Raw genomic sequence first — 13,908 nt, 5'->3', positions numbered from 1 at the left:
CACTCCTTGCAAACGACTAATGATCGGGCATCAGGCTGGTCTTGCCCGCCTGCAGCAACAAGATGAAGTCCTGCGCAGGCACTGCCTTGCTGAACAGGAAACCCTGGCCTTCCTCGCAGCGCTCGGCCTGGAGGAATTTCAGCTGTTCGAGGGACTCTACCCCTTCGGCGATAATGTTCAAATCCAGGCTTTTGCCCATGCCGATGATCGCGCTGATCAACTGCGCATCCTGATTGTTCACAATCAGGCCGCGAATGAATGACTGGTCGATTTTCAACACATCGATGGGGAAGCGCCGCAGGTAGCTGAGGCTGGAATAGCCCGTGCCGAAGTCGTCCAGGGCCAGACGGACACCCATGGCTTTGATCCGGTTCAACGTGATGACGGTGGTGTCGACGCTCTGCATCAACACACTTTCCGTGATCTCCAGTTCCAGCTGGGCCGGGGGCAGCCCGGTCTGCTTGAGAATGGCGGCCAGGTTCTCAACGAAGTCGCGCTGGCGGAAGTCGATCGAGGAGATATTCACCGAGATACTCAGCGGGTTCAGGCCCAGGGCGTTCCAGGCTTGAGCCTGCTCGCAGGCGCGACGCAGCACCCATTTCGTCAGGGGCACGATCAGCCCGCAGTCTTCGGCCACCGGAATGAATTCGGCGGGGCTGACCCAGCCGGAGCGTGGCTGGAACCAGCGGATCAACGCTTCGGCGCCAACGATGTGCCCGGACTTCAAATCCAGCTTCGGTTGGTAATGCAGTACAAACTCATCACGCTCCAGTGCCTGGCGGATCGCACTTTCCAGGCCCTGTTGGCGTTGCGCGCGCAGGTTCATGTCTTCAGTGTAAAAACGGAAGTCGTTCGGCCCCAGTTCCTTGCTGTTGTGCATGGCGGTTTCAGCGTGCTTGATCAACTCCACCGCCGAGCCGCTGTCATTGGGGTAAGTGCTGATGCCCAGGCTGGCGGTGACGCTCAGGTCATGCCCGGCCACATGGCGGGTCACGCTGATGGCATTGAGAAATTTTTGCGCGATATGCTGGGTTTGCTGGAGATTCTGGACATCGTTGAGCAGGACCACGAACTGGTCAGAGCCATAACGGAACACCGAATCCGATTCCCGCACGGCCTCCAGCAGGCTTTGGCTGACCTGTTGCAGCACTTCATCGCCCACCGGGTAGCCCCAGGCATTGTTGACGCGTTTGAAACGGTCCAGGCCGATAAAGACCACCGCCAGCTGGGTCTCGTGCCGTCGGCCCAGGGCAATCGCCTGGGACAGACGGTCCCCCAGCAATGTGCTGTTGGGCAGGTCGGTGAGCGTGTCGTATTGCAACAGGCGCGAGACCTTGAGCAATTCCTGCACCCGTTCCTCGATGGTGCGCTCCAGGTCGATCATCTTCAGGGCGACATCCTGGGCCAGTTGCCATTTCCAGGTGAGGGCACTGGCCATCTGGCGGATTTCCAGGTGATCAAAGGGTTTTTTCAGGATCAGCAATTGGTCGTTGTACTTCAGCCGCGCTTCGATGGCCTCGAATGAGTAATCGGAATAGGCGGTACACAGCGCGATTTGCAGCTTGGGATCGACGTTCCATAGCTGTTCGATGGTTTGCAAGCCATCCCAGCCCGGAGGCATGCGCATATCGATAAACGCCATGGCGTAGGGGGATTGCTGCGCCAGGGCTTTGTTCACCAGCTCAAGGGCTTCCTGGCCCTGATAGGCCGAGTCCAGCACAAACGCCTGGCGCACGGGCGCGGAGGTGCCGAAAAGCGTTGCTTCGAGGCTGTCCAGGGACTTTTCGCCCTCTGCTTCGGCGCAGAGGATCTTGCGAAAGTCCTCGTGGATCGAGGCGGTGTCATCGACGATCAGGATGCGACGGTTGGCCCGTCCCGGGTCGATGTTCATGGCGCGCTCCGCACAGGCAAAAGGCTCGATTGCATAACGGCTCCTTCCTTGGCTTCACCTCTGAGTGGGGGGCGAGTTGCTCTGACAGCATAGTCGAGCTCGCTTGATATCGACGGCCAGTTGGCGTCAAATTAACGCGATTGCCGCGCGATGACCTGCAGCGTGAGTCCCCCTTGCCTACAAGCGAAGGCGCAAGGTACGACACGAGGGTTCAATTTAGCTCAACTTTGTTTTATTTGAAGGCAGAGTCACCATGGATGAACAGCTCGCTACGAAATCCGTCGTTTTGCTGGTCGACGACGAAGAATCGATCCTCAACAGTTTGCGCCGCCTGTTGCGTACTCAGCCCTACGAAATACTGCTGGCCGGCGGTGGTGCCCAGGCGCTGGAGATTCTGGCCGGGCGGCACGTCGACCTGGTGATGAGCGATGCGCGCATGCCCGGAATGGACGGCGCGCAGCTCCTGGCCGAAGTGCATCGTTTGTATCCCGCCACCAGCCGCATTTTGTTGACGGGTTATGCCGATGTGGCAACCATCATCAAGGCGATCAACGAGGGCCAGATTCACCGCTACATCAGCAAGCCCTGGAATGACGACGAATTGCAGTTGGTCCTCAATCAATGCCTTGAGCACCAGCGCCTGGAGCGCTTGACCCGGCAGCAGAATGAGCAGCTCAAGGTGCTTAACAGCACACTGGAAAAACGCGTGGCGGCGCGCACTTCCGAGTTGCAACAGACCGCCGACATGCTCGACCTGGCCTACGAAGAGCTCAAGCGCAGCTACGTGACGGGCACTGAGGTGTTCTCGCTGCTGGCCAACTTGCGCCTGCCCAAGGACAAGCAGACCAACCGCGCCTTGATCGAGCTGATTCGGGTGTATTGCGCCGCCCAGTCGATGGATGAAGCCAGTACCCGCGACCTGACGATGGCCGCTGCGTTGTACAACATCGGCAAGCTGAGCTGGACCGACGGCATGATGGTTGCGCCGTCGGACAGGCTGCACAGCACCGACCGTGAGTTGTATCGCGCGTACCCGACGCAAAGCGAGTCGCTATTGATGACCCTGGAGCCGATGAAGGATGCGGCGCGGCTCATTCGGCATCACCAGGAGCGCTGGGACGGTACGGGTTTTCCCGACCATCTCAAGGAGGAGGCGATTCCGTACGGCTCACGCCTGCTGAAGCTGGCAGTGGACTTTATCGAGTTGCAAAAGGGCTTGATCCTTGAGCGGTATCTGAACAGCGACGAAGCGCTGCTGTATATCCGCAAGTATGCCGGGCGCCTGTACGATCCGGCACTGGTCGAAGACTTCGTCAAAGCCTGCGCCACTTTTTTGAGCGATGTGACCCTGGGCGACCCCAGCGTCAAAGTCCTTTCCACCCGGGATCTGGAAGCCGGCATGGTCCTGGCGCGCAACCTCAATGCCGATAACGGCATGCTGCTGCTCAACGCCGGCAAGGTGTTGAACCTGCCGCTGGTGGAAAAGCTGATCGCGTTCGAAGCGATGGAAGGCGCCAAATACAGCGTATTTATCAAACTACCCGAAGAGACCCCCATTCTTTAATGAGCCTTTCAACCATTCGTATTGCTGCCGCCCTCCTGATCGGCCGCGACGGCCAGACCTTGCTGGTGCGTAAGCGCGGCACCCAGGCATTCATGCAACCGGGCGGCAAGATCGACGCCGGGGAACAACCGGCCCAGGCCCTGGCCCGCGAGCTGCACGAAGAACTCAACTTGCACATCGACCCCAGCCAGGCCCTTTACCTCGGCCACTTCTCGGCCCCGGCCGCCAATGAGCCAGGTTTTACCGTGCACGCCGAGTTGTTCCAGGTGCACATCGACGTGGCGGTGGTGCCCGCTGCGGAAATCGAGGAAGTGCGCTGGATCGACCCCATGGGCGACGGTGGCCTGCACTTGGCGCCGTTGACGCGTGACCTGATCCTGCCGTTCTATCGCCAGTCGCTGACGGCATGAAGATTCGCCCGCTGGTGGCCGGCGACGCCACCGCGTATCGCGAGTTGATGCTGGAGGCCTACGGCGCCTATCCACAGGCGTTCACCTCCAGCGTGGCCGAGCGTGCAGCGATGCCGTCGAGCTGGTGGGAAAAGCGCCTTTCCAGCCCGCTGGATCGGTTGCTGGGTGGGTTCGACGGTGATGAGCTGGCCGGGATTGTCGGCCTGGCCTTTGAACCCCGCGAGAAGGCTCGGCACAAAGTGACCCTGTTCGGTATGTACGTGAGCGCGGCGCATCAGCAGCAGGGGCTTGGCCGTAAATTGATGGAAGCGGCGCTCGATGACGCACGCCGCCAGCCCGGCCTCAAAGTTATTCAACTGACCGTCACCGCCGGCAACGATGCAGCCTTGGCGTTGTACCAGCGGTGCGGGTTTATCCAATACGGCCTGGAGCCGTTGGCGGTGCGGGTGGGCATCGAGTATTTCGACAAAATTCACATGTGGCGTGAATTGAAAGGTCAGTGATCAGCCACGGTGCTGCTCTGCGTCGTTTATCGAACCGCGCTGACCCCATCCAGCGTCGAAAACGAAGTGTCCTTGGCCGTCAGCAAGAAGTCGCGCATATACGGCGCATCCAGCATGTCGGCGCGAATCCCGGCATACAGCGTCGCAAACAAACCTTTCTCGCCCAGGCGCTTGGCCTTCACGTAACCCCGCGAGCTGTACTCATGCAGCGCCCAATGGGGCATGCCGCAGACACCACGGCCGCTGGCCACCAACTGCATCATCATCACCGTCAATTCCGAGGTGCGCACCTGGGCCGGTTCGACGTCGGCCGGTTCCAGAAAACGCGTGAAAATATCCAGGCGGTCACGCTCCACCGGATAGGTGATCAGGGTTTCGCTGAGCAGGTCTTCCGGCACGATATAGGACTTGTTCGCCAACGCATGCTGGTTGGCGACCGCCAGCATGGCTTCGTAGGTGAACAGCGGTACATAAGTGATGCCCGGCAGTTCCAGCGGGTCGGAGGTCACCACCAGGTCCAGATCGCCACGGGCCAGGGCCGGCAGCGGGGCGAAAGCGAAACCCGAGGCCAGGTCCAGCTCGACTTCCGGCCAGGCGTCGCGGAACTGGTCGATGGTCGGCATCAGCCACTGGAAGCAGCTATGGCACTCGATCGCCATGTGCAGACGCCCGGCGGTGCCGCCGGCCAACCGTGCGATATCGCGCTCGGCACCGCGCAGCAAGGGCAGGGTGGCGTCGGCCAATTGCAGCAGGCGCAGGCCGGCGCTGGTGAAACGCAGCGGCTTGGTCTTGCGCACGAACAGTGGCATGCCCAGGCGTTCTTCCAGTTCCTTGAACTGGTGGGACAGTGCCGATTGCGTCAGGTGCAGGCGCTCGGCGGCTTCCACCAGGCTGTCGGCTTCGCGCAAAGCGTGCAGGGTCTTGAGGTGACGAATTTCCAGCACCAGGGCCTCCATGAGTAAAACTTGCCAACACATTAATTAAGTTGAGTTTGTCTCATGTTCCCTTTGCGGACAAGCCGGTGCGCGGCGGCGACTAGAGCAATCCATCCCACGCCGTCTGGAAATGCTGCCTTGCCAGTGGTTTATTAATGTCGCCCCGCCAGATCGCCACGTCGCCCGTTGCCCCGTCGCGGGCTTGAGTCTGTTGCCATTTCAGCCCGAGGCGACGCTGGGCCGGCAATTTGAGGTGGCCTTTGACAAAGACATCGAGTTGCTTGGGCGTGGCCGACTCGTAGTGAAAGTGCGCGTACCACAGCGGCTTGGGCGTGGCCTGGCGGACATCGCGGATTTCAAATTCCTGCATGAAATCCGGCCGGCCATCCTGGCGCCGTCCCAGGTCCTCCAGGGCACCGGTCTTGCGGATATCGACAATCGGTTTGTCGTCCAGCTGCTGACTGAGCAGATAGTCCAGGTAGCCCTCGGTCGGTGTCTGGCTGCTGATTGACTGGTTGATCCGCAGCCGCCGGCCTTGCTCGCGCAGGTCGGTGGCCTTTTGGCGCAGTTGCCGGACCAATGCCGAATCTCCCGCCAACTCTGCGAGGTGACGGGCTTGCAGGTCGAGGGTATCTGCCTCGCTGGTCATCATGAACTCAAGGTCCGCCGGGAGCATTTTCTGGCGCCTGTAGCCGTCGACTCGGGCCTGGTGGGCGGCAAGGTTCTGCAGACGATTCTTGGCGTCCTGGGTCAAGGCGTTCAGATCGCGGGGGGTGGGTTGCCATGCCGTCGGGCTCGCTGCATCGACGCGGCGGAATTTGCCGTCGCTGCCTTGTTCCCAGACATGCTCCTCGCCCCGTTTACCCGTGAGGGTGTAGCGCGGTTTTTGCGGGGCTGAGGTTTTATCGGCGTCACCAATCAGCAGCAGGTTGTCGTCGGTCTCGAACACGCGTTTGCCGGGTGAGCCCGTGGTCTTGGGCGTGACGGTGGTCAGGGCTTTTTCGGCGCGTGTGCGCAGGGCGCTGAGCTGTTGGTGCATCTGCGCGACATAGGTGTCATCAAACAGCTGCGGTACACCGGCCGTCCAACTGTTCAGCTGGCGCTGATAGGTTTCGTAGGTGCTGATGCAGTGCTGCAAGATGCGGTTGCGCTGGCTGGGGTTGGGGCTTGCCTCGAGCAGATGACGTTGCAGGTACAGCGCCTGTATCAAGGCGTTCTCGGCGTTTTTCAGCGGCCCCTGCAGGTAGTGCCAGGCGATGTCGTGCCCAGGTTTGCGATGCGCGATGAGATCGGTCAATGCCTCGGTCTTGAAGCGCGCGCGTTCAAATTCCGAATAACGCCGGTTGATGGCTTCGGCAGCGGTGGCCAGGGTTTTTCGATTGATTCCAGGGCCCAGGGGCAGCCATTGGTTCATCAGTTCAACTGCGGCGTCGGTTCGCTGGTAGCAGTCGAATACCTGGATATCCAAGTCCCGGATCTGTGCCCTGAGGGCTTGCCTGGCGGACACCTGATCAAAGGGCATGGCCTGAAGACGGGTGTTGAGGGCGGCGGCTTCATCGGAATATTTCAGGACTTGTTGCAGGGCAACCCGCACTTGCAATTGCGCGCACTGGCACACGTTATCGGCCACATCGCTGCGCGATTTTCTCAGCATTTGGCTGCGATTCCCTCGCAGGTAGCGTGAGATAGCCACCAGCTCCTCATCCATTTTCAGCGCCTGCGCGGTGAGGCTGTCCATGGCGCGTTCCAGCGCCGGGATAACAGAGAGATCATCCGCGTGGTAGCGCGGCAGCAGTCGATTGAGTTCTGCGCTGCTGGCGTCTATCAACTGCAACGCCGTCCCGATCCGAGATATCAGCCTGCGCTGCTGGCGCAAGGCATGGTCGGTCCACCAGCGCGGCAGCCATTGGCGAATCATCGCCGGCCACAGCGGGTCGAGGCGGTCGGCCACGGCGCCCAGCACGTTGCCGCCCCCCGGCAGCCCGCCATCCACCAAGGTGCCGTAGAGCGCGCCATGGGTATCCCATTGGCCGTTCTCGTCCAGCCCGATGGGCTGCTTATAGGACTTTTTACGCGTGCCGCTCAGTCGCAGGGTTTGATAAGCCTTGTCGAACTCCACCTGGAAGATCTGGCCGTGGTTGAGGATGAAGTCACCTGCGGGGTGGCGATAGACCTGGCGATAAATGCCCTGTTTGCCCGGTTGCAGGCCCGCCAGTGAAAGCGGTTTTTCATACGCATAACCGTCGAACCGCGTCAGGATGCTTGCCCGGCTGTGCGATGCCAGGGAGCGCCAGGCGCCGCTGCTGACGCCGGCATGGGCCGATTGTCGCAAGCGCATCAACCGGCGCGCCGCATCGGCCCGCACCGACGGCACGGCGGCCATCGGCACAATATCCATGGCCGCGAACAACAGGCATTCGAACACTGACGCCAGCTGTTCAATGCCGGCATGCGTTTCCCCTTGGCGGAACGCATCGACGGCACCGGCCAGTTGGGTGACACCATCCACCAGCGACACCGCCGTACCCACGAAAGGCACGAACCCCAAGGCGATCTTGATCCCGTTGAACAGGTGCCCGCTTTGCAGCGCATAGCGTTCCAGCGCAAGGTCTTCGTTGGAGCGGGCATCATTGCGGTTGGCCTCGATCAGCCGCCCCATGTGCGCATCCAGCAGATGTGCCGACAGTGAGGTGGTGACCGGCCAACGTTCGCCCGCGCCGATCATGCCCGTAAAGTGTTTTTGCTGGGCCTGGTCGATCCGCTGGATATGCGCACGGACATCGCCCTTGATCGCATGGCCGGCGACGTACTGCACCATCTTGTCCAGCCGGCACAGATCGAACAGGCCCTTGCGCGCCTGGTCCAGGCTGTCGTAGCGACGGAAAAAACGTTCGTCAGGTGCGTCGGGCAGGTACAACAAGGTCAAGCCGCTCGCTGCGTCGTGAATGAAGGTGATGCCCGACAAGGTGATCGGCTGCTCGTCACGGGTATCACGCCCTCCCGTCGCGAGGTGGGCCGGCAGCAGGCGGATGCGCCGTGACCCTGAGTCCCAGGCCGTGGCGGTGTCGGCATCGATGGCGATGTCGAGCAGTTGCAGGTCCGTTTCCGTCAGCTGGTTTTGCAGCACGGCGTAGCGCCCTTGCAGCTGCAACAGCAGGCGCCAGGGTTTGATCAGCACTTCACGGCGGTACTGCTGTTCAAAGGTCGATTCATCCGGGTGCCCTCTGAACGTGGCGTAGATATGGTCTTCATATTTCTTCGCCAGGTTGAGGTCCCGCACCATCTTGCTCAGGTAGTCGGCGCTGAGTCCGGCCTGCAAGGCACGGACTTCCTCGGCGGCGTCGCTGGTCACGATTGCGCGCATAAAACCCAGGCGCAGGCTCAGCGTGCTGTCAATGTTGGCCAATGCCAGTTGTTCCAGGGACAGGCTGCTGCGTGCGCGACTGGGAACATCCACCAGGCGTGTCGGTGTGCCGCCGATATTGCCGCCGGGGATGATGTCGCGCTGCTGTTGGACAGAGTCCGGCAGTTCCACGGCGATGGAAAACCCTTGCTCAAGGGCGAAGTCCTTGCGCAGGCGCGCATCGATGTGTCGCCGCACAAAGTCGCCACGCGCGGGCAGGGACTGGTCGAATAATTGTTGTGCCTGTTCGATCGCCGGCAGGTAAGCCTGCATCAACGGTTTGAGGCTTGCACGTTGTTGCGCGGTAAGGCTGCGCAGCCAATCGGGGAGTTGTTCGGCCAGATGGGCGCTGTTGTCTTGTTCGAGCACCTGCAAGCAGGCCAGGTCCCGGGCTTCGTGCAGCGGCACGCGCAGGCTGTGAAGTGTCTGCAGGTGCAGTTTTTCCAGTTCAGCCGCACGTCGGCGGCCGTGGGGTGGTGCCGGATGATCCGAACGTATCTGCGCGGCCTGCTCCTCGAACGCGACGTGTTGCAGGTTGAGGCTGTAGTCGAGCGGGTCGACGGTCAGCTCCTTGAGCTGCATGGAAAGCGCCTGTTCCTCGGGCATCAGGCGTAATACCGATGCGGCCAGGGCCTGGCACGAGTCGAACCGCTGCAAGCCGCCGCCGGTGCCGGGCCAGTACAGCAACAGGCTATGAAGAGTGTCAGGTGGGTCGGTCAGCGCAAGCGCACAGGTGAAGACCAGCGGGCCTTTGAGTTCGGTGGTGGTGACGGTGGTCGTGGCGTTGTTCTGGCGGGTGATCGACAGCCATAGCGCGGCCACGCACGCGTCCTCGTTGCGCGCGGCGCGCAGCGGCTGGTCGAGCACCGTTTCCAGGCGGGTCAGTTCGTGTGGGTTGATTTGCTCAAGGCTGCGTTGCAGCCTGGCCTCGGCTCTCAAACCTTCGCGCCTGGCGGTATACAGCGCTGTGTACTGAATATTGAGGGTCGTGGTATCCAATGGCCGCCTTTCCAGCATCGTCACAGCGGCGGCGTCTGCCGCCAATTGCTGGGCAGTGAGTTCTGCGAGGGCTTGCTTGAAGGCGTTCATGCGAGGTTCATCGCCTTGCAGGGTTTCCAGGGCCAGGCGTTGTTGCCGGATCATCGCCCGGCGGTGGCTGGGGTCAAGGTCGGCGCCCAGCCAACCAAAGGGTGGCGGTGAATCCAGCTCGATTTCTTCGGCCGACGGCGTTTGCCTGGGCGCTGCCGCCGAGAACAGCGGGCGGGTGCGTCGCAGCAAGTCCAGTTCGTCACTGTGCAACAGCGCCAGGGGGGCTCCATCGCGGAAAACCGGGTGCTGCGGCGCGCTGCCCAGGCTCTGCCATTGCGCGTCGACCAGCCAGGCCAGCCATTGCTCGATGCCGTTGGCCAAGGGCTGTGTCTGGAGCCGGTAGTGGAGGGTCGCCAGGGGGGCTTCAGTACCGAACAGTTCGCGCTGGTGCTCCAGCAGCCAACGCTCCATCCCGGCACGTTGGCTGAAGACCTGCCAGGCCGGTTGGTGAAACGGCACATATAAAAGCTGGCTGACGGGTTGTTCCCCATCCAGTGTGACCACCCAGGCGCCGGGCAGTGCATGCAGGCTGGCGTCGGAATGTTTGAGCATCAGCTGTTCGGTGAATATTTTCTGCTCGTTCACTGACGGCGTGTCGTCCGACGACTCAAGCAGTACGAACAGCGGTGTGAGCGGGGTCGCCCGCTCAATGTCTTGAGCCTTGAGCCACAAGCCCGTCGCCTCGAAATGCTCGCGATACAACTGTGCGGCACGTTGGCGTCGGCTGATCGGGGTCTGCGGTGCCCGGCCCGCCCAATAGCGGTTCCAGGCCTGGGTGAGGGCGGCGCGGATATCCAGGCGGCGGACCTGCTCCAACAGTTGCGGCGTCGTCAGCTTGGCCAGTGGATGGTTGGCGGGCAGATGTAATACCTGCACGTCACTCAGTGTCGTGGTGTCAGTGGCCGGGTACTTGAGGAGAAACGCGCAAGCGTCGGTCAGGGAACAGCGGCCGGCCGCGTGCTCGCCCTCGGATGGGGTTTGCAGCCCTACCTGGGCGCCGTCCAGGCCCAGGTGTTGCTGGAGCGTGTCATGGATGGTCGCTCGCAGTGTCGGCGCGTGGCTCATCAGTTCGAGCATGTCCCTGCGGCAATCACGCAAGCGTTGTTCGGCGCGCAGCAGCAGGTTCTCGTCCTGGTTCAACGCCAGGGTCGTATGTGAAGGGGTAAAAGTCGGCAGTGGCAGGTCAGCGAGTGCTGGCGCAGATAGGTCGGGCATGATGGGGGTTCCTTGGGCAAAAGGCCGATGGCTTCCGGCATCCGCCCATTGAACGCACCTGCTCCGGCGAGTTGGCGCTACATGTGTAGACCTGACCGCTGGGCACTCTTCATCAAACTGTCATGGAAGTGTGGCAGCGCGCTTGAACAAACTTCATCAGACTCGCGCTCTACTGGGGTTCTGCGTTTCGGTGTTTTTCATGCGCGTGTTTTTTCTACTGGCCGCTCTCTTGTTCGGCCTGCCGTCTTTTGCGGCTTCTCGATGTGATGTCAATGTCCCGACCCAAACGGTCGACCTGGAAACAGTCAGCATCGCCTACCAAAGTATCGGGCGGGCGTCGGATCCTGCGTTGCTGCTGGTGATGGGGCTGGGCGGGCAGTTGATCCATTGGCCGGATGAAGTGGTGGTGGCCCTGTGTGAGCAGGGGTTCCGGGTGATTCGCTACGACAACCGTGACGTCGGCCTGTCCACCTGGCGCCAGGCCCCGGCCAGCGCCAACCTGACCTTCGAAGTGCTGCGCTACAAGCTCGGCCTGCCGGTAGCGACGCCTTACACGCTGACGGATATGGCCGATGATGCGCTGGGTTTGATGGATGCCTTGCAGATCCGGCAATTCCACGTGCTGGGCGTGAGCATGGGCGGCATGATCGCCCAGCACCTGGCGGCGATGGCGCCGCAGCGGGTGGAAAGCCTGACGTTGGTGATGACCAGCTCAGGCGCCGAGGGCCTGCCGGCGCCGAGTGCGGCGCTGGTGCAATTGTTGTCGCGGCGCAGCGCACCCAATCGCGAGGTGGCGCTGGAGCAGCAGGCGGATCTGCTCGCGGCCCTGGGCAGCCCGCAGGTGAAAGATGATCGTCAGGTATTACTGCATCAGGCGGCACTGTCCTATGACCGTGCCTTCAACCCGGACGGCGTGAAGCGCCAGATCATGGCAATCCTCGCCGAGCCAAGCCGCGTGCCGTTGCTCAACCAGCTGCGGGTCCCGACACTGGTGGTGCATGGCACCGCCGATCCCTTGTTGCCGGTGATGCACGGCGTGCACCTGGCCGCGCATATCCAGGGCAGCCAACTGAAGCTGATTCCGGGCATGGCCCATCGATTCCAGGAAGCGTTCAAGGCACCGCTGCTGACGGCGGTGCTGCCCTACCTGCAAGCCCATCGCGAAGACGTCGCGCACTGGGCGCAGATTGACCTGGGTGAGTCTTCGAAGGTGCTGTGAACTTGGTGTATGGTGCAACCTTTACGGCGCGTCAGTGCCGACAAGAACGCCTGCGAGGTTGCCTGCCATGAGTACTCCCCTGAAAATCGATTTCGTCAGCGACGTGTCTTGCCCCTGGTGCATCATTGGCCTGCGCGGCTTGACCGAAGCCCTCGACCAACTGGGTAGCGAGGTACAGGCCGAGATTCATTTCCAGCCATTCGAACTCAACCCGAACATGCCCGCCGGCGGGCAAAACATCGTTGAGCACATCACCGAGAAATATGGCTCCACCGCCGAGCAGTCCCAGGCCAACCGCGAACGCATCCGCGACATGGGCGCAGCCCTGGGCTTCGCTTTCCGCACCGACGGCCAGAGCCGTATCTACAACACCTTCGACGCCCACCGCCTGCTGCATTGGGCGGGGCTCGAAGGCTTGCAGTACAACCTCAAGGAAGCGCTGTTCAAGGCGTATTTCAGCGATGGCCAGGACCCATCCGACCACGCGACCCTGGCGATCATCGCCGAGAGCGTCGGCCTGGACATCAAGCGTGCGGCCCAGATCCTGGCTAGCGACGAGTACGCCGCCGAAGTGCGCGAGCAGGAACAACTGTGGGTGTCCCGTGGCGTGAGCTCGGTGCCGACCATCGTGTTCAACGACCAGTACGCGGTCAGCGGCGGCCAGCCGGCGGAAGCCTTTGTGGGCGCGATTCGTCAGATTATCAGCGAAGCCAAAGGCTGAGCTTCAGTCAAACTTGTAGCTGATCGCCGTCTGCACCTGGCCCTGGTTCACGTCGCCGGTTTTCTTGACGATGCTGCTGTTGGCCGCCGAACCGACCAGGCGCGTCCAGCTGGCGCTGGTCAGCCACGACCAATGGGAGGTCAGCGGGAACTCGAAACTCTGGGTCAGCGTCAGGTTCTGGAAGCCGGCGCTGGCGTTGTAGGCCCGGATACCTGAGGCGGCGGATTCATTGGCGTCGACGCCAAAGAACGCCTGGGTCTGGCGGGCGTCGGCAAAGTAGGCCATCAGGCCCGTGCTGCCGATGATGTCGCCGCCCATCGGGTAACCCAGTTCGCCGCCGAGTTTGCCGAGCATGCCGGTTCGACTGCGTGCGCCGCCGACGGCCTGGCCGACCTGGGTGTAGACGCGCCAGAAATCGGCCGGGGCGTATTGCACGAACCCGCCGACTTCGGCCATGTCCGGCACATCACGCAAGCCGCGCAGCGAGCCGTTGGACGTGCGGCCGGGCAGGTAATTGACATAAGGGCCGGCGGTAAAACCATTGGTATTGAGTACGCTCCAGGTCAGGCCGTCGTCTGTACCCAGGCTCACGTTGCCCCAGTCCAGGTCGAGGTAGGGAATCGGTTTGACTTCGTAGCTGCTGGCGGTGGGGTCGCGGGGCTGATAGCTGACGCCGGCACCCACCTCGCCGGTGATACCGGCGGCCCAAGCGGTGCTGGAAACGCCCAGCAGACCGACTAAACCTGTGAGTACCGCGCAAGTGACTTTGAACATGGAGCGGATTCCTTACCTGAACTGGCGCGCATTCACGCGCGAAGATAGCCCTGCGCGCAAGCACTCATCTTGTTTGTAGCAAGCTACAAAAATTGTAGCTGGCTCGACACATATCACCACGCATCTCAGCCAAAACCCCAGCCCCGCTGGCGTTCAGCCAGTTGGCACGCTCCCTGCTATACCC

At 61.8% G+C, this 13,908-nt stretch carries 9 protein-coding genes; 5 read left to right on the top strand and 4 right to left on the bottom strand.

Features of this window, described 5'->3' with window-relative positions; all coding sequences use genetic code 11:
• Positions 1–16: 16 nt before the first annotated feature.
• A complete protein-coding gene (locus tag MJP36_RS24510; protein ID WP_244384182.1) occupies positions 17–1,891 on the bottom strand; it encodes a GGDEF and EAL domain-containing protein in 1,875 nt (624 codons plus the stop codon).
• A gap of 253 nt (positions 1,892–2,144) precedes the next feature.
• On the opposite strand from MJP36_RS24510, the gene nosR reads away from it, so the two are divergent.
• Genes nosR through MJP36_RS24495 form a run of 3 tightly spaced genes read left to right on the top strand, consistent with a single transcriptional unit; the run spans position 2,145 to position 4,368 of the window.
• Positions 2,145–3,455: a response regulator c-di-GMP phosphodiesterase, NosR family gene (gene nosR, locus MJP36_RS24505; RefSeq protein ID WP_244384181.1), complete on the top strand. Its 1,311-nt coding sequence runs from the start codon at positions 2,145–2,147 to the stop codon at positions 3,453–3,455.
• Entirely contained in the window at positions 3,455–3,865 is a 411-nt protein-coding gene (locus tag MJP36_RS24500; RefSeq protein ID WP_060754448.1) for an NUDIX hydrolase, read from the top strand. The genes nosR and MJP36_RS24500 overlap by 1 nt, the downstream gene beginning before the upstream one ends.
• Complete coding sequence (locus MJP36_RS24495; protein ID WP_244384180.1) at positions 3,862–4,368, top strand: GNAT family N-acetyltransferase; 507 nt, start codon at positions 3,862–3,864, stop codon at positions 4,366–4,368. The genes MJP36_RS24500 and MJP36_RS24495 overlap by 4 nt, the downstream gene beginning before the upstream one ends.
• A 26-nt stretch (positions 4,369–4,394) precedes the next feature.
• Here the strand turns inward: MJP36_RS24495 and metR are convergent, their stop codons facing one another.
• Positions 4,395–5,312 (bottom strand): transcriptional regulator MetR, encoded by a 918-nt coding sequence (metR, locus tag MJP36_RS24490; RefSeq protein WP_034096103.1) that lies wholly within the window; start codon positions 5,310–5,312, stop codon positions 4,395–4,397.
• A gap of 91 nt (positions 5,313–5,403) precedes the next feature.
• Positions 5,404–11,010: a dermonecrotic toxin domain-containing protein gene (locus MJP36_RS24485; protein WP_244384179.1), complete on the bottom strand. Its 5,607-nt coding sequence runs from the start codon at positions 11,008–11,010 to the stop codon at positions 5,404–5,406.
• A 199-nt stretch (positions 11,011–11,209) separates the two neighbouring features.
• On the opposite strand from MJP36_RS24485, the gene MJP36_RS24480 reads away from it, so the two are divergent.
• Complete coding sequence (locus MJP36_RS24480) at positions 11,210–12,229, top strand: alpha/beta fold hydrolase (protein WP_060754445.1); 1,020 nt, start codon at positions 11,210–11,212, stop codon at positions 12,227–12,229.
• A gap of 67 nt (positions 12,230–12,296) precedes the next feature.
• A complete protein-coding gene (locus MJP36_RS24475; protein ID WP_205344512.1) occupies positions 12,297–12,950 on the top strand; it encodes a DsbA family oxidoreductase in 654 nt (217 codons plus the stop codon).
• A 3-nt stretch (positions 12,951–12,953) separates the two neighbouring features.
• On the opposite strand, the gene MJP36_RS24470 is transcribed toward MJP36_RS24475, so the two are convergent.
• Entirely contained in the window at positions 12,954–13,724 is a 771-nt protein-coding gene (locus tag MJP36_RS24470; protein WP_244384178.1) for a MipA/OmpV family protein, read from the bottom strand.
• Between the last annotated feature and the right edge of the window lie 184 nt (positions 13,725–13,908).

The sequence above is a fragment of the Pseudomonas palleroniana genome, from assembly GCF_022836895.1.
In the GTDB taxonomy this organism is placed as follows: Bacteria; Pseudomonadota; Gammaproteobacteria; order Pseudomonadales; family Pseudomonadaceae; genus Aquipseudomonas; species Aquipseudomonas palleroniana.
This window is presented reverse-complemented; position numbering and strand designations above follow the sequence as displayed.

Bases quoted from the DNA above. Each gene is read 5' to 3' on its own strand.
- MJP36_RS24495 (WP_244384180.1), top strand. From the start codon at position 3,862: ATGAAGATTCGCCCGCTGGTGGCCGGCGACGCCACCGCGTATCGCGAG.
- MJP36_RS24510 (WP_244384182.1), bottom strand. From the start codon at position 1,891: ATGAACATCGACCCGGGACGGGCCAACCGTCGCATCCTGATCGTCGAT.
- MJP36_RS24485 (WP_244384179.1), bottom strand. From the start codon at position 11,010: ATGCCCGACCTATCTGCGCCAGCACTCGCTGACCTGCCACTGCCGACT.
- MJP36_RS24475 (WP_205344512.1), top strand. From the start codon at position 12,297: ATGAGTACTCCCCTGAAAATCGATTTCGTCAGCGACGTGTCTTGCCCC.
- nosR (WP_244384181.1), top strand. From the start codon at position 2,145: ATGGATGAACAGCTCGCTACGAAATCCGTCGTTTTGCTGGTCGACGAC.
- MJP36_RS24470 (WP_244384178.1), bottom strand. From the start codon at position 13,724: ATGTTCAAAGTCACTTGCGCGGTACTCACAGGTTTAGTCGGTCTGCTG.
- MJP36_RS24500 (WP_060754448.1), top strand. From the start codon at position 3,455: ATGAGCCTTTCAACCATTCGTATTGCTGCCGCCCTCCTGATCGGCCGC.
- MJP36_RS24480 (WP_060754445.1), top strand. From the start codon at position 11,210: ATGCGCGTGTTTTTTCTACTGGCCGCTCTCTTGTTCGGCCTGCCGTCT.